Below are 23,752 nucleotides of genomic sequence, written 5' to 3'. Positions count from 1 at the left end.
ATATCAATAAATTGATTTCTAATCGGATAAAATAACCATTTATTAACCAATATGTTGATTGGTTAAGCGTTTAAAAATCATTCAATTAAATATATTTGTTGTTTACTTAAAGCATGATGAGCAAATTATTATATACTGTATCTGGTATCCTGATATTGAATTTTGCTGCGATTTCTTCTTATATTTTGGTTCCAATGGACCTAAAGCAAGCTAATCATTTAAAGGCATACGGGATTACCTATTGGGTAATTGATCAAAATGTAGAAGCGTATTGGTTGCTTAATTATCGAGGTGGAAGTTTTGCTTTCCTTAATTTGAAAACCTTGGAGAAAGAATGTAAAACCCGTGGAGTTAGTTTTGAAATTATTTCTGACAATGAATTTGACCGAATTAAAGCAGAAATTGGAAATCCTGAAGTAAATCAAGAGCTTATGAAACTTGAGAAGGCTCCTAAAATTGCTGTTTATACCCCTGAATTCAATAATAAAGGGGAACGAATTCAGCCTTGGGATGATGCGGTCACTCTGGCATTAACCTATGCTGAAATCCCTTTTGATAAAATTTACGACCGTGAAATTTTATCTGGTATGTTGCCTAAATACGATTGGTTGCATTTACATCACGAGGATTTTACAGGCCAATATGGCCGTTTTTATTCAGGGTATCATACCCAACCATGGTATATTGAAAATCAGAAAAAAGCTGAGGAACTCAGTAAATCACTTGGATTTTCAAAAGTCTCCCAATGTAAATTGGAAGTTGCCAAAAAAATAAAGGAATACATAGGAGGTGGCGGTTTCACCTTTGCAATGTGCTCAGCAACAGATTCGTATGACATCGCACTTTCAGCGGAGGGCATAGATATCTGTGCTGTTTATTATGACGGTGATCCTATAAACGGAAATGCAAATGCCTTGCTTGATTACACAAAAACCCTGGCATTTAAAAACTATAGTTTGAAAGAGAACCCATTGGAATATGAATTTTCTACGATTGATAACACATATGACCGAAAGTTAAATCCGGAAAACGATTATTTTGAATTGTTTGATTTTTCTGCAAAATGGGATCCGGTACCTACCATGTTAACTCAAAATCATACCAGAACGGTCAAAGGCTTTATGGGTCAAACGACTAGTTTTAAACGGAGTTTAATAAAATCAGATGTATTGGTGCTTGGAGAAACTAAATCTGTAGATGAAGTGCGATATATACATGGGACCTATGGATACGGTACCTGGACATTTTATGCAGGCCATGATCCGGAAGATTATCAACATCAGGTTGGAGATCCGCCTACGGATTTAAATCTACACCCAAACTCACCGGGATATCGCTTAATTCTGAATAATGTCTTGTTTCCTGCAGCCAAAAAGAAAGAGCGTAAAACATAAATTCCGCTTGTAATATTAAAAGCCTGAAAAAGTTCAAGTCCAACTTGTTTCTTAATACCTTTAGCTTGATTTTTTATTTTAATACGTTTAATTGGAACAAATGAGATCAAAAATTGCAGGGGTAGGGTATTATGTACCTGAAACAGTTGTAAAGAATTCTGATTTAGAACTATTAATGGATACTTCTGATGCCTGGATTCAGGAGCGAACAGGAATTCAGGAGCGTAGGTACGGAAAAGCGCATGCAGAGACTACAACCACCATGGGAGCTAGAGCTGCGGAAATAGCCATTCAACGGGCAGGTATAAGCAAAGAAGAAATTGACTTTATAATATTTGCCACATTAAGTCCGGACTATTTTTTTCCAGGATGCGGTGTGTTGTTGCAGCGTGAATTAAAAATAACTTCTGTGGAAGCACCGGCATTGGATATCAGAAATCAATGCAGTGGATTTATTTATGGACTTTCAATTGCAGATCAATTTATTAAATCAGGTCAATACAAAAATATTTTGCTGGTAGGAGCTGAAATGCATTCTATGGGATTGGATTTTAGTTCACGCGGTCGAAATGTTACAGTTATTTTTGGTGATGGCGCTGGCGCGGTAGTAGTTCAACCTACTGAATCTGATGGAATATTAAATACAGTCTTGCATTCTGATGGGACCTATGCTGAAGAATTGGCTTTTATTAATCCCGGGTGCCATGGAGGATATCATCTTGGAAAAGAAGCATTTGGATACCCAGATCAAAATTACGGAGGTATTTTTTTGACTGAAAAAATGTGGAATGAACAAATGATCTTTCCGACAATGAATGGCCCCTTAGTATTTAAAACTGCAGTAGTAAAATTTCAGGAAGTAATTCTTGAAGCACTTAATAAAGCAGGGCTTCAGGCAGCGGATATTGATTTATTAATTCCCCACCAGGCTAATTTGCGAATTAGTCAATTTATTCAGCAGAAATTGAATCTAAGAAATGATCAAGTGTGGAATAACATTCAGAAATATGGAAATACCACTGCAGCAACCATTCCAATAGCATTAGGAGAAGCCTGGGAGGCGGGTAAAATCAAAGAAGGAGATTTGATTTGCATGGCTGCATTTGGAAGTGGTTTTACCTGGGGGAGTGCGCTTTTAAGATGGTAATTTTCCGTAATTAAACATTAACTATTATTCATTTTCATGTTATCATTAAATACGATTCAAGTTGTTGATATTCTTGCAATAGGAGTACATCCGGATGATGTAGAACTCAGTTGTAGTGGCACTTTGTTAGGGCATATTTCAAAAGGGTATACTGTAGGCTTGCTTGATTTGACATTAGGCGAATTGGGCACAAGGGGAAACCCAACATTGCGAACGGAAGAAGCCATGAAAGCCGCTGCATTGTTGGGCGCTAAATTTAGAATCCAATTGGATTTACCGGATGGATTTTTTATGTGGAATTATCAGGAAATTGAAAAAATCATACGGGTGGTGCGAGCTGCAAAACCTAAAATTGTATTTGCCAATGCACTTTCAGATCGACATCCAGATCATGGCCGGGCAGCTAAATTAATTGCGGATGCATTATTTTATTCTGGCTTACAAAAAATAGAAACATTTGATATGAATGGAACCCCACAAAATCGATGGCGTCCAAATAATTTATATCATTACATTCAGGATCATCAACTAAATGCCGACATCGCATTTGATATCACTGAATTTATGGATCAAAAGATAGCATTGATCAAATGCTTTGGGTCTCAATTTTATGATCCTAATTCCAAAGAATTAGATTCGCCAATTTCTGGTCAAGATTTTTTCGAACTATTAAAGGCAAAAGCAAAAATTTATGGAAGAAGCATCCATGTGGAATATGCAGAAGGCTTTAATACCACCGGACCGTATCAAGTAAAAGATTTTCTACATTAATCACTTTGTGCATTCTTCGCAGATTTAATAGCAGGTTCAACGAATCGCCACTGATTTGGATACTCCATTGCATTCGTATATTGTGCGGAGCCTAATCGAAAGGACATTGGTAATTTGTTATTCAGTAAATAGCGATCTTCTAATTTGCAAAAAAAAGCACGTTCGCAGTTTTGATTTGTATAATTAAATAAGGTCTTCTCCTTTTGAATTGATGGATTCCTGAATACACTAAATAAACTGTCAAGTTTAGCTTGTTGACTGTAAATACATAAAGGGAAACTTAATAATGCTCCAGTAATAACACAGCCCTTTAACCATTTAAACAAAGCGGTACCAAAAACCAACCATAGAATTCCTTTTATTAAGAAAAACAGAAAGCCGGCTAGCCCAAGTTTTTTAAAAAGATTTTTATATTTCTCGTTCATTAGGTTTGAATTACTCCGGTTTTAAATGGTTCAATACTACTGAATTTGGATGCTTCAATTCCCATAATGATCCAATCTCTGGTTTTTACAGGATCAATAATGGCGTCAACCCAAAGTCGTGCAGCCGCATAGGTAGCTGTAGTTTGTTTTTGGTATTTCTCGTTTGTTAGATCAAATAATCTCTTTTCTTCTTCAGCGTCAGGGATTTGTCCCTTCGCTTTCAATGCGCTCAGCTGAATTTGGGTCAACACTTTAGCTGCCTGAGCACCTCCCATTACTGCGATTTTGGCTGAAGGCCAAGCCAAAATAAATCTGGGATCATAGGCTTTTCCACACATAGCATAATTTCCTGCGCCATATGAATTGCCTATTACGATGCTTAGTTTAGGTACAGTAGAATTAGCCACTGCATTTACCATTTTAGCACCGTCTTTGATAATTCCTCCATGTTCTGAACGAGTGCCCACCATAAATCCGGTTACATCATGAAAAAATATTAATGGAATTCTTTTTTGATTGCAATTTAATATAAATCGGCTGGCCTTATCTGCTGAATCAGAATAGATCACTCCACCCATTTGCATTTCACCTTTTGCTGATTTAACAATTCTACGATCATTTGCAACAATCCCAACAGCATATCCTCCAATTCGAGCGTAAGCGCAAAGAATCGTTTTGCCATACTCCTCTTTGTAATATAACAAAGATGATTCATCCACAATGCATTCCAGGATGCGGGCCATTGAATAGGGCTTTTGATTGGCTGAAGGGTAAATGCCTAATAAATCATTCGGGCTATACTTAGGAGCAACGGGTTCGATATAATCATACGTTTCATTTTGTTTTAGATTAATCTTATCAATGAGATTTCGTATGGTGTCTAAGCAGGTTTTGTCATCTTTTACTTTGTAATCAGTAACTCCTGAAACTTCACAATGGGTCGATGCGCCACCCAATGTTTCCTGATCGACTTCCTCGCCAATGGCTGCCTTTACCAAATAAGGTCCTGCTAAAAAGATACTGCCGCTTTTTTCAACGATCAAAGCTTCATCCGACATGATAGGCAAATAAGCACCTCCTGCAACACAGCTCCCCATAACCGCTGCAATTTGGGGAATTCCTTTTGCAGATAAGATTGCATTGTTTCTAAATATCCTTCCAAAATGCTCTTTGTCTGGAAATATTTCATCCTGCATCGGTAAAAATACCCCTGCGCTATCAACTAAATAAATAATAGGTATATGGTTTTCTAATGCAATTTCCTGAGCTCTTAAATTTTTTTTACCAGTAATAGGAAACCACGCACCAGCTTTAACAGTTGCATCATTTGCAACAATGATGCAAAGCTTTCCCTTTATATAACCAAGCATTACAATAACACCTCCAGCCGGGCAACCACCATATTCATCATACATTTCAAAACCTGCAAATGCGCCAATTTCAAAACAAGGACTTTTAGGATCCAGTAAATAGGCTATCCGTTCTCTGGCAGTTAATTTTCCATCAGCTCTTTGAGCTTCTAGTTTTTTCTTACCACCGCCATCTTCAATTTTCTCTAAAAGCTTTTGGATTTTTGAGAGTTCGAGCTTAGCTTGATCTTCATTCTGATTAAAGTTCAGATCTATCTGGTTTTGATTCATCCCTAAATTGAAAATTGAATTATAGAATATTCCGCAAGATAAGCGCTATTGTTTTTTATTAAAGCGGTATGGAAATTTACCTCTGTATTTTTCGTAAAATCCTTCCAGTAGAATATTTGCATCTGCTGATTGAATGTTTTGTATCAATTCATCTACTGATCGAACTTTTTTGCCATTTACAGTTGTAATGATATAACCTGGGGCCATGTTGGTATTTTCAATAATGCTGCCTTGATAAATACTCAACACCTTAACGCCTGATTGTTTTAAATTTGTTTTCTCTTCGGCACTCAGATCCCGAACTTCAAAGCCTAAATCCAGCAAAAGAGGATCTCTTCTGGTGCTTAACATTTCAGTCGTATTAACTTGATTTTTAAGAATTGCTTCTACAGTATTTGTTTGATTATTGCGCCAATACTTTATTTGAATTTTCGAACCAGGTCTCAATCGACCGATAATTTCTTGCAGTTCTGGTACAGACTTAATAGCACGGTTATTTAATTCAAGTATGATATCCTCAGGTTTTAATCCTGCTATATCTGCTGCACCGTCACGAGTGGTATTACTGATAAACACACCCCCAACATGGGTTAATCCGTAAAGTTTTGCACGTTCATTATTAACTTCTTCAATAACTACTCCTAATAAACCTCTTTGCACAGTCCCAAATTCCTTAAGATCTGAAAACACCTTTTTAACAAGATTGGATGGGATTGAAAATGAATATCCTTCATATCGGCCTGTTTGACTCATAATGGCCGTGTTGATTCCAATTAAATCTCCATTTGTATTAACCAACGCACCGCCACTATTTCCTGGATTCACAGCAGCATCGGTTTGAATAAAAGACTCAATTCGGTATTGTTGATTGTTTAATATATTGATATTTCGTGCTTTAGCTGAAATTATGCCTGCGGTTACGGTAGATTGAAGTCTAAATGGATTGCCAACTGCTAAAACCCATTCACCTATTTCACTTGAATCAGAATTGCCAAATTCAATATAAGGTAAACTGGAATCTTCAATTTTTATTAAGGCGATGTCGGTCGTTGGATCCGTTCCAATTAATTTAGCTTCATATTCCCTGTTGTCATTTAAAAGTACTTGAATCTTTTCTGCATTCTCAACCACATGGTTATTTGTAATGATGTATCCATCAGGAGATATGATAACCCCGGAACCGGTTGACAATTCCTTATTTGGCATAGAAAATATTCCCTCTTTGTTATCAATGATGGATTCAATAAATACAACTGAAGGGGTGCTTTTTGAGGCAGCATATACAAAATTGGTTCCAGGGGTATTTAAAAACCGGATTGGACTTGATTTTATCAGTGCCGAATGATCGTTTGGATTGTCATTGACCTCATGTGTCAATTTAACTTCATTGGAGTTTTCTATTCGTGGAATAAGAAATTTAAAGGTTAGATAACTACTTAAAATGCTGACTATCAAGCATATAAAAATTAATGAGCTTTGTGTTCGGATGGAATTCATTTATTATATTATTTAAATATCTAATATATAATTAGTTACAAAAAGTATGCCTTAATATAAATTATCATTAATCTTGTCTCATGAAACGTACGATTCCTTTTGAAAAATACGAAGCAACTGGCAATGATTTCATTATCCTTGATTTTTTTGAATTTGAATGGATCGATTTAAACGACACCAATCTGATTAAAAAAATGTGCGACCGACATTTTGGTATCGGTGCTGATGGATTAATCGCATTGTGTCCGGAGCCTGGCATTGATTTTAAAATGAACTATTTTAACAGCGATGGGAAACCCTCCAGCTTTTGTGGAAACGGAAGTAGAGCTTCTGTTCGCTATATGCAATCTAAACAAGGAAAGAATAATTTTAGTTTTGCAGCATTTGATGGGATGCATGAAAGTTATGTTAAAGATCAGTTGGTTTCAGTTAAAATGAAGGATATCAATGGATTTGAAGCCACACCAGAAGGAAGTTTAATCCAAAGTGGTTCGCCCCATTTAATTCGTGAAGTAATTAATCCCTGGGAATTTGAAGTAAATGAGAAAGGAAGGGCCCTCCGTAAAAAATTTGATCCGGAAGGCGTTAATGTTAATTTTATTGAGATTATGAGAGAAGTTTTACGCATTGCGACCTACGAAAGGGGTGTTGAGGCGGAAACTTTGGCTTGTGGTACGGGAATTACTGCCTCGGCTTATTATGCTGCTGTAAAGGCGGATTCAAACGGTTTTTTTAAGCAAGCGATTGAATCGAAAGGAGGTCCATTGGAAGTACAAATGGACATTGAAGGGCTCCATGCAATAAATATTTGGCTGACTGGGCCTGCCAATCAGGTATTTAGTGGATTCTATCGATTATATTAAGCTCTCCATTTCTATATCATTTAACAGATTTTGCATTTCTGCTAAAGAATGAAGATCTTTTAGGGTTTTTGCAAGTCCAATACCCTCCTTTAAAACTAAAATCGCTTCTTTCATATTTAATTTAGTTTGAAGGATTTTAGCCAAATGATAATATGCTCCTATATATTTTGGGTGAATTCCAATAAGTTGTCGATAGGTATCAATAGCTTCTTCAATCAAATTTTCGTTTTCCAGTTCTTTAGCCAATGCAAAAAGTAAAAAATCATTCTCTGGATCTGATTCCAACATGGTTAAAATGCGTTCTTTTCGATTTAACATACTCATAATCAAGCTTTACAGGTTGAAGCCAAAATATATATCTTTGCATTAAAATTAAGACAAATATGAAACTATTGGTTTGTATCAGTAAAACTCCAGATACAACATCAAAAATAAGTTTTAGCCAGGATGGCAAACGATATTTGGATGAGGGTATTCAATATATATTAAATCCCTATGATGAGTGGTATGCATTGGTTCGTGCAATTGAGTTGAAAGAAAAGTATTCTGGACAGGTTGATGTGATTCATGTAGGCAATGCAGCTTCAGATATTCTGATTCGCAAAGCATTGGCTATTGGTGCAGATGCTGCATTTCGCGTTGACATGGAACCATCTAATTCAGATGAAATTGCAGTTCAAATTTCAGAATTTGCAAAAAAGAATAGCTATGATATTATTTTTTGCGGCAAAGAAACCATTGATCATAATAGTTCAGAGGTTGGGAGTCGCATTGCCCAATATTTAGAGCTCCCTTATTTATCTTATTGCAATCATCTGGAATTTGAGCAGGATTCTGTGAATGCATCCTGTGAAGTTGAAGGTGGCATCGCCATATTGAATTTAAAAACCCCATTTGTATTGTCTGCTGCAAAAGGCTTGGCAGAGCAACGCATTCCAAATATGAAAGGGATTATTGATGCAAAGAAAAAACCTTTAGAAGTAATTTCACCTGTTCAATGTGAACAACTAACCGAATTAGTTAGTTTTGAATTACCGATAACAAAGTCAGGGGTTAGAATGATCGATCCTACAAACATTGATGAAATGGTCGCTGTATTTAAAAATGAATTGAAAATCATTTGACAATAAAATTGATATGATTTTAGTACTATTGGAAGAACAAAATGGCAGGTTGAAAAAATCTGCAATTGAAGCAGCAGGATTTGCTTCAAAAATTGCCCAGGTCACTGGATTAAAAGTTTGTGGATTAATGGGCAGGACGATTAATGTAAACGAATTAGCCTGTTTAGGTTTAGACAAACTTGCCCAGTTTGAGCAAGCAGATTATATGGATGGAAGTCAATGGATTTCAGTAATCGATCAAGTCTATAGCCAGATAGGAGGAAAATACCTTGTTATTAGCAATAACAGTCTTGGCAAATCGATATCAGGCGGCTTATCTGTAAAGCTAAAAACGGGATTAATTAGCAATGCGGTTAATCTTAAATTTCAAGATGGGAATTTGCAGTTTCAAAAAAGTGTTTTTTCAGGAAAGGCATCCGCTTGGTATAAATTCAACAAAGATCACGGAATCATTGCATTGATGCCAAATGGATTTGGAATCCATAAATCAGAAGACAAACAGATAGAAATTGTTGCAATAAATCTGCAAATCCCTGAGCCAAAAATAAAATTGCTGGATCGTAAATTAATTCAAGGGAAAACACCCCTTACAGAGGCAGAAATTGTTGTGTCTGCAGGACGGGGTATGAAAGATCCTGCAAATTGGACGATGGTAGAGGAGCTGGCTGATTTATTACATGCTACTACAGCTTGCTCTCGACCCGTTGCTGATGCTGGTTGGAGACCACATCATGAACATGTTGGGCAAACTGGTGTTGCTATTCGGCCTAATGTTTATATTGCTCTTGGGATATCAGGAGCGATACAACATTTGGCAGGTGTAAATAATTCAAAGAAAATATTTGTAATCAACAAAGATCCGGAAGCACCATTTTTTAAAGCGGCTGATTATGGAGTTTGTGGTGATTTGTTTGAAATATTACCGAAATTAAATGAAGCTTTGCGCAAAAGCAAAATGAACTAAAAAATGTCTAGCCAAGATCATAAACTGATTGAATTAGAAATCATAGCCCTTTCCCACAGTGTTACGCAATCGCAAAATTATGCGGTAGTTTTAGGTGAAACAGAGGGAAACAGGCGGTTGCCAATTGTGATTGGAGGTTATGAAGCTCAAGCAATTGCAGTAGTATTAGAGCGAATGACTCCTAACAGACCTTTGACGCACGATCTATTTAAAAATGCACTTTCTTCATTTGGAATTGAAGTCAAAGAAATTTTAATTAATAATTTATTAGATGGAATCTTTTTCTCCCAATTGATTTGTGAAAAAGAAGGTGAAATCATTAAAATTGATTCAAGAACATCTGATGCATTAGCTCTTGCTGTTCGCTTTAGTTGTCCAATTTATACCTATGAATTTATCATGGATTCTGCTGGTGTGGTTTTAGAAGAATCAGAAGAAGAAGCTCAAAAGCCAGTGTCAAAAAAAGATAAACCTCAAAAATTGTTTAGCAGTTACAGTACCGAAGAATTAAATAAAATGCTTAGCAAGGTTTTGGAAGAAGAGAATTATGAAAAAGCGGCCCACATCCGGGATGAATTAAATAAACGCAAGTAAGTTTATAACAATTATTTGAACCTTTTTTGTCCTAAAAAAACTATCGTTCATTTTGGTACGCTGTGAATTGCATTTGTCTATATAATAGTGCTATCGATACAGTAAGCAATATCAAATCATTCCATTATTTAATTTTAGTATTCAATACATCAATAACTTCACTTACCATGGATTCATTAATATCCAAATGAGTAACAAATCGAATGGAGTGTTTTCCAAATGCACTGGAATTGATTCCGTATTGATTCAGTTGATTTATAAAATCATCAGGAGTAAGTGTTGGTATCAAATCAAATATGACAATGTTGGTGTAAACAGGTTTAACCTTAGTAACGTAAGTCAGGTTTAATAAACAAGATTCGATTTGTTTGGCGTGAATATGATCTGTTTTTAATCGGCTTACATTGTGCTCCAATGCGTATAAACCTGCTGCAGCTAAAATTCCAGATTGTCGCATGCCTCCGCCCATAACTTTACGTACTTTTCTGCATTTTTGAATCCACGATTGATTGCCTAAAAGCACAGTGCCTACAGGAGCTCCAAGTCCTTTTGAGAGGCAAACAGAAATAGAATCAAATAAAGGACCGATTTCTTCACTTGAATAACCCCCTTCAATGATGGCATTAAAGATACGTGCCCCATCTAAATGTAGTTTAAGATTGTATGATTTACAACAATCGGATATTTTAACCATTTCTGAGAGCGAGTACAAGGTTCCTCCTGTCCGATTGCCCGTATTTTCTAAAACAACTAAGGTAGTATTAGGCAGCCAATCCTTTGAGGGTTTTATTGCCTGTGAAATTAATTCAGGAGATAGATTGCCGGATTCAGTTACCAATGGATTTACAGCAATCCCACTGTGAAAGGCATATCCGGAAACTTCGTATTGAAATACATGGCTATTGATTTCACAAATCATCTCATCGAGTGGTTGGGTATGAGATTTAATGGCTATTTGATTGGCCATAGTACCTGATGGACAAAACAAACCTGCTTCTTGTGCAAACATGGATGCAAGTTTTTTTTCTAATTGAATGACCGTTGGATCTTCTTGAAATACATCATCCCCCAATTTTGCATTCATCATTGATTCCAGCATACCTTTAGAGGGTAAGGTAACTGTATCACTTATTAAATTTATTCTTCGGATTGATTCCATCCGGTAAAAGTAACAATCCTAAGCAAATGTGTTTTAGTATGCGTGGTATTCTTTTCCGCTTCCTAGATTAATTTTGTAACCTACCAAATTATTATATTTTTCAGCAAGATCGCTGAAAAGTAAATCCAATTCGTCATTGGTTTTAGAATGAAAATAATAAAATTTTATATAATTACCAGCAATTCCTGGATCCGTTTTAAGGAGTATTAAATTATTATCAGTAATAGTAAAATAAGAATAAAACCCTGGGTCAAGTCTATGCGTTAAGCAATCGAATTCAACTTCTTTTTTAAAACTATTCATTAAGCTTTCAGAAGTGGGTTCTTTGGATTTAGGGTATGCATATCCCCAAATTAAATTAGTTGGAATTTTAAATGTTTGTTGATAAGTGTTGTTTAAACCGGTCCCTCCTAAAATTACTATTTGATAGCTTTTGTCCCAAATATAAACTCTGCACTTTATTACAGATGCAGAACCTAAAGAAACCGTAACATCCAGACTGTCTGAAAAGACGGGAAGTGGAATGAATGAACTGAGTAAGTACTTTCTCTCATAACAGCTGTTTGCTTTGTAGGTATCCAGAATTTCAATATTCAAGCTAAAGCTATCCAGGGTCTCATTATAAACGAGGGTATCATCTTGGCAATAAGTACTTGTAAGAGAGGCGATTTCTAAATATAAATGCCGGTTTTTGTTAGCTTCAATTTGTTCAACAATCGAAACGCTAAACTCAGAGGGAATTTTAATAAAATTCTCTTCCGGTTTTGAACAGGAGATCAAAAAGCTAAAAATCAGTAACGAAACGAGTACCCTCATAATTAGTTTAAAGAAATGCAGGTCATACTTTAATAACGTCTTGTTTGCATAAATGCTGCTTAAAGGCCTAAAAATCAGGATTATTTATTAAATTATCAGCATTTTTTAAGGATTCTGCCTTAAAATACTCCTAAATATTAATCCTTTGATAATCTTAAACTAAAATCTGAAAAGGAGGCCTGATAGCGCTAATTTCGCGCTGATTTTTGAATTATGGAGCTAATAAGAAATTTTTGTGTCATTGCCCATATTGACCATGGCAAGAGTACTTTATCGGATCGATTATTGGAATTTACCAAGACGATCTCTGCGCGGGACATGCAAAATCAAGCCTTGGATGACATGGATTTAGAGCGAGAGCGCGGGATAACCATCAAGGCACACGCGATTCAGCTAGACTATGAGCATACCGATGGCAAACGCTATGTATTTAATTTGATCGATACCCCCGGGCACGTTGATTTTTCATATGAAGTTTCCAGATCGATTGCAGCTTGTGAAGGTGCTCTGTTATTGATCGATGCGACCCAGGGAATTCAGGCACAAACCATCTCAAATTTATATCTGGCCATCGAGCACAACCTGGAAATTATACCCATTTTGAATAAAATCGATATGGAAAGTGCCATGGTAGATCAGGTTAGTGATCAGGTAATTGATTTAATTGGCTGTTCAAAAGAAGATATTGTTTTAGCAAGTGGTAAAACGGGGCAAGGGGTTCCAGATATTATGAAAGCGATCGTAGATCGAATTCCAGCCCCGAAAGGAAATCCGGAAGCTCCTCTTCAGGCTTTAATATTTGATTCTGTTTTTAATTCTTTTAGAGGGATTATAATCTATTACCGCATTATAAATGGAACCTTGAAAAAAGGGGACCGGGTGAAATTTTTCAATACCGGTGGCGAGTATGAAGCAGAAGAAGTTGGGATTCTCCGCATGACCCTATTTGCAAAAAAGGAAATTGGATGTGGTGATGTCGGATATATTATTACCGGGATTAAAGATGTTAAAGAGGTAAAAGTAGGAGATACTTTAACAAAAGCCTCAAACCCATGTTCTGAAAGCATAAAAGGTTTTGAAGAAGTAAAGCCAATGGTTTTTGCGGGTATTTATCCAGTTGAAAACGAATATTTTGAAGATTTAAGAGATAGTTTGGAAAAATTAAGACTCAATGACTCTTCATTGGTTTATGAACCAGAAACTTCAATTGCCTTGGGTTTTGGATTTAGATGCGGTTTTTTAGGTATGTTGCATCTTGAAATTATTCAAGAGAGACTGTCTCGTGAGTTTAATCAAGAAGTAATCACAACGGTTCCAAACGTATCTTATAAAGCCCTTACTACCAAACATGAATTGTTGATCATCAATACGCCAAATGATCTTCCTGAACCCAATTACCTGGAATATGTGGAGGAACCCTATATTCAGGCACAAATAATTACCATGCCTGATTACATCGGGCCTATTATCAAATTGTGTATGGACAAGCGAGGCATCCTTACAAAACAACATTACCTGACAACCTATCGGGTAGAGCTTATGTTTGAAATGCCATTAGCTGAAATTGTATTTGATTTTTATGATCGACTAAAATCAATGACGAAAGGCTATGCTTCTTTTGATTACCATCCGATTGATTATCGCAAATCAGATTTGGTTAAATTGGATATCAAATTGAATGGAGACAATGTAGATGCATTGACAGCACTGGTACACCGGTCTAAAGCAGAGTCAGTAGGCCGAAGAATGTGCACTAAATTAAAGGAAATTTTACCTAAACACCAATTTGTAATTGCCATTCAAGCAGCTATTGGCGGAAAAATTATTGCTCGTGAAACAATATCAGCAATGCGCAAAGATGTAACAGCCAAGTGCTATGGTGGGGACATCAGCCGTAAACGAAAATTGCTTGAAAAACAAAAAGAAGGAAAGAAAAAGATGCGACAAATCGGAAGCATTGATGTGCCTCAAAAAGCATTCTTAGATGTACTAAAGCTTGATGAATAAAATCAGAATCCTTCAAAGATCTTTTATGATCCTTTGTCTAAATGGTTAATGGATCTCTAGTAAGGCTTTAAGCTTGGAGTATAAAAATTCAAAAGCTATTTGAATAGTTTTAAAATCCCTTAAAGCTTAATTAGTTTAATTACTTTAATTACTTTTTGGTCGTTTGTATTTCCAATCTTCAATAAATAAATTCCAGACTGTAAATCGCCGGTTTCTATTGAAAGTTCTTGATTAAGCAGTCCTTGAGTGATAACCTTTCCACTAAAATTTAATATCTGATAATTTGATTTCTCACTTACATTGCTTGAAATATGCAATAAGTTTGAAAATGGAATAGGGTAGACTACTACATTTAATGGAGTAGCATAGTTTGTTTTTGTAATTAACTTAATGGTATAAGGTCCATATTCAAAAATGCAATTATTTCGGAAAGCTTTAATTAAATATAATCCTGCCGCTAAGTCTGTACCTGTATTATTAATTCGCTCAAGGGAAATGGCGTCATAAACAATAAATGAATCTATAGCATTAAAAAATGGATTCAATTTTCCGTCATGCGCATTTAATACTGATTCATCAAAAATTTGTATTGAATCCAACTGAACGAGTTGTCCCGGATAAATTATAGTGTCTTTAAAAGTTTGAGTACAGGAGCTGCTCTCATAAGCATTGATTCTGAATTCAGGCTCATTGGTTATGGTATATAATAAGCTGGTATCTCGAAATAGGTTTAGGGTATCCGATTTGTAAATTAAAGAATAAGGTCCTCCATTTTTATTGCTGATATGAATGTATTGATACAAGGTATCTCCACTGCATAGGCTAAAGTAACTGGTGTCTAAACGGATTTCAATTGAATTTTTAACACGGACAATAAAACTGTCAATTGTAATATTGCCTGAATTGTCAATAGCCTGATATTTCAAAATAGTTTCTCCAATTGGAAATAGGGTACCTGGTTCAGGTCCGCTCAATTTTTTAAATTCAACTATCGAACAATTATCTGATGCGCTTATTGTTGGCACGGTTATATTGCAACTGTAAAACAAAGTATCCTGCCATTTATGGATGATTGGTTTAAATGTATCGGTTACGGTTATAAAAAAGGTGTCTTTTGATATATTGCCACTTTGATCCATGGCCTGCATAATGTATGCGCTTTTACCTAACTGATTGCAACGCAAAGTATCAATAGAAAGAATGGCATTTGGATTGGGATCACAATTATCTGTAAGGATTTCAATAAAATTACTACTACTTGGGATGGCAATTCCTTGCTCTTGGTTAAGATAAATCGTACCATCTTTAGTTAACAGTTGAGGTGCAATGCTATCAATTGATTTTAATTCATAACTCTTTAAAGTATTGCAATTTTTAGAATCTGTAATAGTAAGTTTATAATTGCCTGTTTTTAATTTGGTTAAATTGGTTCCGGTATCATTTGTATTCCATTTATATTTATAGGGCGGATTTCCTCCGCTTACTAGTATTTTTATTGCTCCATTGGAGTCTAATGGGCAAGTTGGATTTAGGAATACTGGTGTAGCTACTGTAAATGTATCTGGTTCAGTAATGGTAAATGTACTGCTTGAACTGCATGTGTTATTGTCCATTACAGTAACCGTATACTGACCGGCTCTTAATCCATTTGGACTGCCGGATGAATATATAACGGTATAAGGTTGTACGCCACCACTTACACTGGTTGTTACGGCTCCATCACGCCCACCGGGACAACTAACGTTTCGGGTTATTTGAACGACGTGATTAAGTTGACTTGGTTGTGTTAAAGCAACTGAAGTAGAAGCTGTTGCTCCAACATTGTCAGTCACCGTGATTCTATAGCTACCAAAACCAACATTTGATAATTGGTTTGAGGTTTCGCCATTTGACCATGCATAACTATATGGAGTGGATCCGCCAGCAGCAGTTGCTGTTGCACTTCCATCCATTCCACCAAAACATGAAATATTTTTTTTGCCTGTAATACTTACACTGAGTGGATTTCCGCCCCCCATCATCGTTCCAGATTTTGATGCGAAGATGATATTGTCACCCGAAGAGGAGCCATTCCCATTTGCTAGATTACTGGAATAGTAGATTGTAATTACTGATCCATTAGGTCCATTGGGTGAAGTCCAGCTAAAATTCCATGAAACGCTATTTCCTGTATAAGGCTTAGCTCCCCTGTGATCAATGTATTCTCTTGCTCCTGAAAATGTTGTCCCTGTTTCTGAATTAGCCGGAGCTAAATCACCTGAATTGACATTGCTGGCATTGACAGCTACTAATTGGAATCCACCAACAGTTGGATTTCCCATAGTTGCAGTGACCGTAAATGTTAAATTATATACGGTATTTGGCAGAATGGTTGTTGGAAAGCCTGTAACAGAGATATCTCCATCAAAATTTCCGCCTCCATGACAATTGGAACAGAGCCCATCAAAAGGAGCTCCCGTATTTCTATCTTCAGGATTTCCTGAATGGGCTAGAAATATAAAGAAGCTACAAATCACTGTAGGTATTACTAAGAACTTATTAGACAATTGCATAGATAAAAATGATACTTGGTAAGACAATGATACAAATTACCAAATTAATGTGAAAATATTTAACGTTTGAGCAAATTAATGCAAAAACAGGAGGTCGACAAAAGCTTTAATATTAAAAACCTGCAATTGATCGATTTGCTCTCCAACACCAATGTATTTGATAGGAATTTTAAATTGATCCGTGATTCCAAGAGCAACGCCACCTTTAGCCGTACCATCTAGTTTGGTCAAAACCAATCCACTTACCTGAGCAGTATTTGTGAAATGACGACATTGCTCAATTGCATTTTGTCCTGTAGTTGCATCCAAAACCAGCAACACTTCATGAGGAGCGCCAGGCATTGATTTGCTGATTGAACGAGTTATTTTGGACAATTCATGCATTAAATTAATTTTTGTATGCAATCTTCCTGCGGTATCAATAATTACTACATCCGTTTTATCAATGAGCGCTTTTTGAGTAGCTTCATAAGCAACAGCAGAGGGATCAGCTCCCATGCCTTTTGAAAAGAAGGAACAACCAACCCGGTCAGCCCATATGTTCAGTTGGTTTTCTGCAGCAGCCCGAAAAGTATCACCGGCTGCTATCATTACAGATTTACCTTGCTTTTTAAATTGGAAAGCTAATTTGCCAATGGTTGTCGTTTTTCCTACACCATTTACACCTACTACTAGTATGATATAAGGTTTTGCTGGCCCACTTTGAAAATCATCGAGATCATACGTTTTATTCTCTGTTAAAAGAATTCCGATTTCATCTTTTAATAATTCATTTAATTGATCAACGCCAACATATTTATCGGATTTAACTCTTTTTTGAATTCTGTCAATTATTTTAATTGTAGTGTCTAATCCTACATCTGAACTTATCAGAATTTGTTCGAGTTCATCGAGAAAGTCATCATCAATATAACTCTTGCCAGCTATGGCTTTGGTTATTTTCCCAAAAAAACCTTCACGGGTTTTATGGATGCCTTTTGTAAGATCCTGTTCAACTTCTTTGCTAAAAAACTTATCAAAAAAACCCATGGAGTAATATTAAATAAAAAAGAAGCCCTGGTGTAGAGCTTCTTTATATAATTTTAGATTAGGCACTAATTATTTTGATTGTTCGAAAAAATCCTTCACTTTATCCTTGTGAACGATTAATTCTTTATAAGTGTACTTACCTGTAACTGGATCTTTAATGGATTTAATCACTTTCACATGATCTCTTCCGGAACCTGCATTTGCTGCCCGCTGAGCAACCCGCGCGTTTTTAGATACTTTAGCCATCCTTATTTAATTTCTTTGTGAACAGTATATTTTTTTAAAACAGGATTAAACTTTTTTAATTCAAGTCTATCCGGTGTGTTTTTGCGGTTTTTTTGAGTGATATATCTGGAAGTACCTGGCATACCACTTGCTTTATGCTCGGTGCATTCCAATATTATCTGCTGTCTGTTGCCTTTTGCTCTCTTTGCCATGATTAATTATTTTGAACTTTTTTAGCCAGTTTTTTCATGTAAGCATACAAACCTAATTTATCGATGGTCCTTAATGCTTTCGCAGTAACTTTTAATTGAACCCATTCATTGGTTTCAGGCACAAAAAATGATTTGCTCTGAAGATTTGGGTTAAACCGTCTGCGGGACTTCCGGTTGGAGTGGGATACATTATTCCCATACATGGGTTTTGTACCTGTTAAATCACATACCTTAGACATATTTCCTTTATTCTTTTAATTGCTAATTGTGACTCCGTAAGGATTCAAACCTTAAACCTCCTGATCCGTAGTCAGGTGCTCTATTCAATTGAGCTACGGAGCCTTTCAAAAAACAGAGGGCAAAATTAGGCATTTTTTACGAAAATAAAAGATATTAAATTTTTATTAGGCTTTTTACCCATTTTTGGCCCTTTCCATCGACTCTAAGATGATAAACGCCAGGAGCATAAGCGCTTATATCTGTTTGAAATGTGTTATAATTATCAGGAACAAAATTAAGATCCCAACCATCCAGCATGCGACCTAGATTATCGTAAAGTTGAAAGTGATAGGTACCAAATTGACTCGGATTAAACTTGATTAGAATGTTGCCTGTTGTTAAGTTGTTTAAAATCAATAAGTTATCTAATTTTATGGTCGAATCACTGCAGTAATTGTTGAGGTATTGCAATGCGGTTAAGGCATTAATTCGTTTACCAGTTACTGTAATGTTTTTTAAAGTGCTGAGTTCGTCCCCACAGGACAACACAATTTCTTTCATGGCCTTTGCTGCCAATGCAGGATCTGTTTTGTTTAGGATATTTATTTTTGAGCAAAACTGATAAAGTAAGGAAATGAGCCCAGCTACATGTGGGCTTGCAAAGGAGGTTCCGGATTCTTCAGTAATTAAACCTGAAATTCCAACCATTGGGATGCTTTCACCGCAGGCTCCAAGGTCCACATGGGTTTGATTGTAACCTGATTCCGGTACTTTTCTGTCATACCGGTCGGTATTGGTAACACAAATCATATAGTCACTTGGACATAAACCGGGGATGTCACCGATAATTCCAATATCGTCGTTACTATTAACTGTTGCAACGGAATTTAAAATACCGACATTTCCAAGGCTGTCGTATGCCTGACATACTATTGGGAGATCCATTGGAAATGTCCCATTAAAACCGGCTGACAAATTGCTGCTGACGATAAATGCCCCTTTTTTGCCACCAGAATTTAAATAGTCACGTTTCATTTTAACAAAATAATGATAGCATTTAACCAATTCATTTGAATTGTCAGCAGAACAAAGCAAGATCTTAATATTTTGATTGGTCCCCGTGATTCCTAATGTATTATTGCCTTTGGCTCCAATTACTGATATAACTTCTGTTCCATGATTATCCGGACTGTGATTGTCTCCTTCAGATGAAATTTGGGCATTGAGGCCATAATAGTCGTCCCGATAACCATTAAAATCATCATCCAGGCCATTGTCGGGTATTTCAAGATGATTGATAAATATATTGGGCAGTATATCATTCAGCCAATAGCTAAAACCATTATCAATTGCCGCTACAACCAAAGTATCTCCGGTAGCAGAAATTCCATTTGATTTATAGCACCAAATTTCATCAAATTTCATTTTCTCCATATTGTATTGAGCGAGATATGCTGAATCATTTGGATTACATCCTCTGGAATACATTTTATAAACCGCCTGAAATTGTTGAATATTTTCTTGTTTATTTAGCCAATTTAATTCTTCAGTCTGAGACATTGATTCATTAAATTCAAGGCTTGCAACTGTATTAAATTCGTTAAGATAATTAACAGATTTTAATGGTGATTTACTGGTTAAATTTTGTCCAAAACCTTGATGGGAGCGATTAGATTTAAAGCTAACAGTATACTGGTGAGGAACTATTAAGTTTTGACCATTTAGCCAATAAAAAGACAGAAGGGTAATTACCAATGTTTTCATTAGATGCTATTTAATGTTCCTTTCAAGGCTTTAAGATAGTCAAAACTTTTATATAGAAATGAGCCATACCAGGAAAACATTTTTCCATCAACCAAAACACAGGATGCCTTTTTAAATTCATCAAAATGCTTGTTACTAAAAGGGTAAGGCTCTGATGAAAGGAAAATGAAATCTGGATTTACTTGCTGAATCATTTCAATACTAACGATTGGATATCGATCTAAGTGGCCGAAACAATTTATAAATCCAGTATCACGAAGTAATGAATTGATAAACGTATTATTGCCAGCAGCCATGTAGGGATCCTTCCAAATCAAATAAACGATTCGTAAGGGCTTTTCATTTTGTACTTCAATGATATATTTTTTATGTGCTTCGGTTATTTTAAAGACCCAATTATCTGCAACGGAAAATTGTCCGCAAAGCATCCCTAGTTCCCGCATCATTTGATACATTGAAGGTAGGTCATTTACATCGGTTAGGTATACATCAAACTCTTTGGCTAAATCCTCAATGGCGTCTTTGGTGTTTTCTTCTCGGTTTGCAACGATAAGATCTGGTTTGATTTGTCTGATGCGTTGAAGTTGTGGATTTTTTGTTCCTCCAATTCGAATTGGAATTGAATTTACAGTTTCAGGGATTTCGCAAAATTTACTAATTCCAACAATTGAATTTGAATCAATGAGTTCATAGAGGTACCAACTAATAGAGGGGACTAAACTTACAATGTTGCTTTTAGGTTTTGGAAATAAATTTAAGTTAGTAGTTCCCTGATAAAATATCATGAAGCATTCAAGTTAACCAAGACAAGTCTATTTCCATATAGTGCAAGCCTCCCAATGTTATTGATATTAAGAGCTTTTAAATCAGTTAGAATGCTCCAGGTTCCGGATTCACTTAAGCGAAGGATACTGCTTTTGCTGGCACAAATTAATTGTTGGTTGCTATTGATAACAAAATCTTCGACCCCTGGAGGCATTTTTGCAATTGTTTTAGATTTTTCAGTGTCTATGTTATAGGATTTTAAAACCCAATGTTCTTCAGTTATTTTGTGAACAAAGTATATTTCATTTAAATTGACGACTTCAAAACACCGACCTATGGATGATGCAAATACTTTTCGGGTTCGATCTGGTTCGGAATAAATACTAAGGACATGGGGTTCTTGTACTAAATAACAAACCCAGGTTTTGTTTTTTAAATACCTGTAGTAACCAATTTTTGAATGATCGTTAGTTATAAATTTAACTTGCTTTCCGTTGCTTGCGTTTAATATCACAAGGTTTTGAATTGTGGAATCATTTTCAGGAACCTTAACGCAGCTAATTTCTTCTGAATTTTCAGGATAGACTCTTGGAGAGTACTCACTGGAAGCTGAGTTGGTAATATTCCTGGCTGTTTTATTTAATAAATCAAATTTATAAATTTCGGTATTGGAATTATTTGGCTTTCGAATAGTGGCAAGTAAATGATTGTTATCAATAAAATAGGGTTGATTATTATATCCAGCCGGATTTAAAGCACTTAAATAATTTATTTTGGTTATAACCCAATTGGAATCCATTGGATTTTTAATTTCCAATAAATACATCGATGAAACAGGCAATTGGGAAAACAGAGAATTTCCAAAGGTCAAAATACCAAGAATCAAGTTGTACTTAAAATACATTTACATTTTATTTGTGGATGTAAAAATTCTATTCCAGTTGATTCCATCAGAAAAATTTCCATTTTTTAAACTAAACCAAATAAATAAGGGTTTTCCCACAATGTGGTCAAACGGGACAAATCCCCAGGCCCTGGAATCTTCTGAATTATGTCGGTTATCTCCCATTGCCCAATAATAATCTTGTTTGAATGTATAGGTATCGGATGGTTGTCCATTGATATAAATTTTTTGATCCCGAACCTCTAAATTGTTGTGTTCATAAACATTTATAATGCGATGATACATTGCAATATTTTCAAGACTAATTGGAATGGTAACATCTTTTTTAGGTATCCAAATGGGACCATAATTATTAAAACTCCAATTTGGAAAGTGAATTTCGTCATAAGGGAAACAACGTTTATCAGGATTCTCGTATGGGGTAACCGTTACGTCAGGACCAATTGCTTTGATTTTAGTTAATTGATCTTCATCTAAAAACAAGAAGCCATATTTAAAATAAGGATCCTTGGTATTTACACCCCAGCTTTCTAGCTTTTTAATGCTTAGATTACTGGATGTCGAACTGACTTGATACATATATTGCATATGTTCAGGATTATCTGCCATTTTACCATTTATGTATAATTGCCGGTCGATAATTTGTAAGCTATCGCCTGGAATTGCTACACATCGTTTGATATAGTGATCTTTTTTATCGAGAGGCCTTACAATTAAAGGCAATCCTTTGCATTCTCTAGCGGCATCTACTTGAGTTTTAACTTGAAAATCCGTCCAGCTTCTGTTTGGTGTAACATAAACGCTGTCTCCAACTGGCCAGTTAAATACAAAAGGGTCATTTCTTTTTACAGCTGTTATTGCAGGCAATCTAAAATAGGGAAGGGAAGGTTTGGTAAAATAAGATTCCACATCTAATTTGGGAATTCGATTGTGCAACAAGGGAATCATCGCTACGGTCATAGGTGTCCGTATGCCATAATGTACCTTGCTTACAAATAGAAAGTCACCAACTTTAAGTGTCCCTTCCATAGAAGGAGTTGGTATTACGTAGGCTTCAATAAAAAACATGCGAATAAATGCAGCTGCAAACACTGCAAAAATTATAGATTCAGCCCATTCCCGAATTGCTCCTCGAGCATATTTATTGGTATTTCTTATTCTTTGTACCCTTGCCCAATCTTTCCTTTTTTGGGCTTCGTGCATTTCATCTAAAAATTCTTTTTCTTTTGCAAAAGCTGGTTCGATAAAATTTATTGACTTATTTGAGCCAATTAACCAAAAAGCCAATGGTGCATAAATAACAGCTAAAGCCGAATCCCAGAAGCTCATTTTTCCAAAGGATTTTACCATGTCAACACACATAGCTGCAAAAATGAAAAAATTGACAATTGGAAAAAGTAACCACCAGGCATGGTTTGGAGATCGGCCAATGAGTTTACACCATTCTGCAAAATTGACGCCCGGTATCCAGGCTTTTGTTGCATCAACGGAAACTTTTTTAAATAGAATACTCAGGGTAAAGCACAATAAAACATAGCTTATCAATAAGAAAATAAGTATACTCACTTGAAAATATTAAATGGATTTCTAAATAGTTTAAATTCGTTCACAAAGATAACTGAAATAACAGGGATTGAAAGCATTATACGACCAGACATCCCAAGCTATAGAAATAAGGGCA

At 35.8% G+C, this 23,752-nt stretch carries 23 protein-coding genes and 1 tRNA gene; 8 read left to right on the top strand and 16 right to left on the bottom strand.

The annotated features are described in order from the left end of the window. Positions 1-113 precede the first annotated feature (113 nt). From IPJ80_14050 to bshB1, 3 genes are all read left to right on the top strand, one after another. Positions 114-1,394, top strand: a complete 1,281-nt coding sequence (locus IPJ80_14050) for an asparagine synthetase B (GenBank protein ID MBK7914609.1) — start codon at positions 114-116, stop codon at positions 1,392-1,394. A gap of 100 nt (positions 1,395-1,494) precedes the next feature. Further along, positions 1,495-2,541 (top strand): ketoacyl-ACP synthase III, encoded by a 1,047-nt coding sequence (locus IPJ80_14045; protein ID MBK7914608.1) that lies wholly within the window; start codon positions 1,495-1,497, stop codon positions 2,539-2,541. A 36-nt stretch (positions 2,542-2,577) separates the two neighbouring features. Then, positions 2,578-3,312, top strand: a complete 735-nt coding sequence (bshB1, locus tag IPJ80_14040) for a bacillithiol biosynthesis deacetylase BshB1 (GenBank protein MBK7914607.1) — start codon at positions 2,578-2,580, stop codon at positions 3,310-3,312. Here the strand turns inward: bshB1 and IPJ80_14035 are convergent. Genes IPJ80_14035 through IPJ80_14025 form a run of 3 tightly spaced genes read right to left on the bottom strand, consistent with a single transcriptional unit; the run spans position 3,309 to position 6,874 of the window. Then, positions 3,309-3,737: a hypothetical protein gene (locus IPJ80_14035; GenBank protein ID MBK7914606.1), complete on the bottom strand. Its 429-nt coding sequence runs from the start codon at positions 3,735-3,737 to the stop codon at positions 3,309-3,311. The two genes, bshB1 and IPJ80_14035, sit on opposite strands and share 4 nt — an antisense overlap. Beyond that, on the bottom strand, positions 3,737-5,362 hold the full coding sequence (locus IPJ80_14030) for an acyl-CoA carboxylase subunit beta (protein ID MBK7914605.1): 1,626 nt from the start codon (positions 5,360-5,362) through the stop codon (positions 3,737-3,739). Before IPJ80_14030 ends, IPJ80_14035 begins: the two co-directional genes overlap by 1 nt. Positions 5,363-5,422: 60 nt before the next feature. Next, complete coding sequence (locus tag IPJ80_14025; protein MBK7914604.1) at positions 5,423-6,874, bottom strand: Do family serine endopeptidase; 1,452 nt, start codon at positions 6,872-6,874, stop codon at positions 5,423-5,425. Between the two features lie 80 nt (positions 6,875-6,954). On the opposite strand from IPJ80_14025, the gene dapF reads away from it, so the two are divergent. Further along, the gene (dapF, locus tag IPJ80_14020; protein ID MBK7914603.1) at positions 6,955-7,737 is read left to right on the top strand and encodes a diaminopimelate epimerase; all 783 of its coding nucleotides are present in this window, start codon (positions 6,955-6,957) and stop codon (positions 7,735-7,737) included. On the opposite strand, the gene IPJ80_14015 is transcribed toward dapF, so the two are convergent. After that, the gene (locus IPJ80_14015; GenBank protein ID MBK7914602.1) at positions 7,729-8,025 is read right to left on the bottom strand and encodes a hypothetical protein; all 297 of its coding nucleotides are present in this window, start codon (positions 8,023-8,025) and stop codon (positions 7,729-7,731) included. The genes dapF and IPJ80_14015 overlap by 9 nt on opposite strands. A 95-nt stretch (positions 8,026-8,120) precedes the next feature. On the opposite strand from IPJ80_14015, the gene IPJ80_14010 reads away from it, so the two are divergent. The 3 genes from IPJ80_14010 to IPJ80_14000 are packed head-to-tail and all read left to right on the top strand — an operon-like array spanning position 8,121 to position 10,419. Next, on the top strand, positions 8,121-8,861 hold the full coding sequence (locus IPJ80_14010; GenBank protein MBK7914601.1) for an electron transfer flavoprotein subunit beta/FixA family protein: 741 nt from the start codon (positions 8,121-8,123) through the stop codon (positions 8,859-8,861). A gap of 13 nt (positions 8,862-8,874) precedes the next feature. Next, positions 8,875-9,825 (top strand): electron transfer flavoprotein subunit alpha/FixB family protein, encoded by a 951-nt coding sequence (locus tag IPJ80_14005; GenBank protein ID MBK7914600.1) that lies wholly within the window; start codon positions 8,875-8,877, stop codon positions 9,823-9,825. 3 nt (positions 9,826-9,828) lie between these two features. Then, on the top strand, positions 9,829-10,419 hold the full coding sequence (locus tag IPJ80_14000; GenBank protein ID MBK7914599.1) for a bifunctional nuclease family protein: 591 nt from the start codon (positions 9,829-9,831) through the stop codon (positions 10,417-10,419). A 124-nt stretch (positions 10,420-10,543) separates the two neighbouring features. Here the strand turns inward: IPJ80_14000 and IPJ80_13995 are convergent, their stop codons facing one another. Together IPJ80_13995 and IPJ80_13990 are read right to left on the bottom strand one after the other, a co-directional pair. Next, positions 10,544-11,578 carry a threonine aldolase gene (locus tag IPJ80_13995; protein ID MBK7914598.1) on the bottom strand — a complete coding sequence of 345 codons (1,035 nt, stop codon included), beginning with the start codon at positions 11,576-11,578 and terminating at the stop codon, positions 10,544-10,546. A 33-nt stretch (positions 11,579-11,611) separates the two neighbouring features. Further along, the gene (locus IPJ80_13990) at positions 11,612-12,394 is read right to left on the bottom strand and encodes a hypothetical protein (GenBank protein MBK7914597.1); all 783 of its coding nucleotides are present in this window, start codon (positions 12,392-12,394) and stop codon (positions 11,612-11,614) included. A 213-nt stretch (positions 12,395-12,607) separates the two neighbouring features. Between IPJ80_13990 and lepA the strand changes: the two genes are divergently transcribed. Next, on the top strand, positions 12,608-14,401 hold the full coding sequence (lepA, locus tag IPJ80_13985) for an elongation factor 4 (protein MBK7914596.1): 1,794 nt from the start codon (positions 12,608-12,610) through the stop codon (positions 14,399-14,401). 119 nt (positions 14,402-14,520) lie between these two features. Here lepA and IPJ80_13980 read toward each other — a convergent pair whose 3' ends face one another. The 10 genes from IPJ80_13980 to IPJ80_13935 all read right to left on the bottom strand — a co-directional run bounded on the left by IPJ80_13980 (position 14,521) and on the right by IPJ80_13935 (position 23,631). Continuing rightward, positions 14,521-16,947, bottom strand: a complete 2,427-nt coding sequence (locus tag IPJ80_13980) for a T9SS type A sorting domain-containing protein (protein ID MBK7914595.1) — start codon at positions 16,945-16,947, stop codon at positions 14,521-14,523. Positions 16,948-17,028: 81 nt separating this feature from the next. Continuing rightward, complete coding sequence (gene ftsY / locus IPJ80_13975) at positions 17,029-17,982, bottom strand: signal recognition particle-docking protein FtsY (protein MBK7914594.1); 954 nt, start codon at positions 17,980-17,982, stop codon at positions 17,029-17,031. A 69-nt stretch (positions 17,983-18,051) separates the two neighbouring features. Next, positions 18,052-18,228 (bottom strand): DUF4295 domain-containing protein, encoded by a 177-nt coding sequence (locus tag IPJ80_13970; GenBank protein MBK7914593.1) that lies wholly within the window; start codon positions 18,226-18,228, stop codon positions 18,052-18,054. Between the two features lie 2 nt (positions 18,229-18,230). Then, positions 18,231-18,419 (bottom strand): 50S ribosomal protein L33, encoded by a 189-nt coding sequence (rpmG, locus tag IPJ80_13965; protein ID MBK7914592.1) that lies wholly within the window; start codon positions 18,417-18,419, stop codon positions 18,231-18,233. Positions 18,420-18,421: 2 nt separating this feature from the next. Further along, entirely contained in the window at positions 18,422-18,658 is a 237-nt protein-coding gene (rpmB, locus tag IPJ80_13960; GenBank protein ID MBK7914591.1) for a 50S ribosomal protein L28, read from the bottom strand. Between the two features lie 29 nt (positions 18,659-18,687). Then, positions 18,688-18,761, bottom strand: a tRNA-Arg gene (locus IPJ80_13955). Positions 18,762-18,812: 51 nt separating this feature from the next. After that, positions 18,813-20,402: a S8 family peptidase gene (locus tag IPJ80_13950; GenBank protein MBK7914590.1), complete on the bottom strand. Its 1,590-nt coding sequence runs from the start codon at positions 20,400-20,402 to the stop codon at positions 18,813-18,815. Further along, a complete protein-coding gene (locus IPJ80_13945; GenBank protein MBK7914589.1) occupies positions 20,402-21,187 on the bottom strand; it encodes an ABC transporter substrate-binding protein in 786 nt (261 codons plus the stop codon). The genes IPJ80_13950 and IPJ80_13945 overlap by 1 nt, the downstream gene beginning before the upstream one ends. Continuing rightward, complete coding sequence (locus tag IPJ80_13940; protein MBK7914588.1) at positions 21,184-22,071, bottom strand: hypothetical protein; 888 nt, start codon at positions 22,069-22,071, stop codon at positions 21,184-21,186. Before IPJ80_13940 ends, IPJ80_13945 begins: the two co-directional genes overlap by 4 nt. Beyond that, a complete protein-coding gene (locus tag IPJ80_13935; protein ID MBK7914587.1) occupies positions 22,072-23,631 on the bottom strand; it encodes a S26 family signal peptidase in 1,560 nt (519 codons plus the stop codon). Positions 23,632-23,752: the final 121 nt, after the last annotated feature.

The sequence above is a fragment of the Saprospiraceae bacterium genome (assembly GCA_016714025.1).
GTDB lineage: Bacteria > Bacteroidota > Bacteroidia > Chitinophagales > Saprospiraceae > Vicinibacter.
The sequence above is the reverse complement of the archived record's forward strand: the minus strand, read 5'-3'. Positions and strand labels throughout refer to the sequence as shown.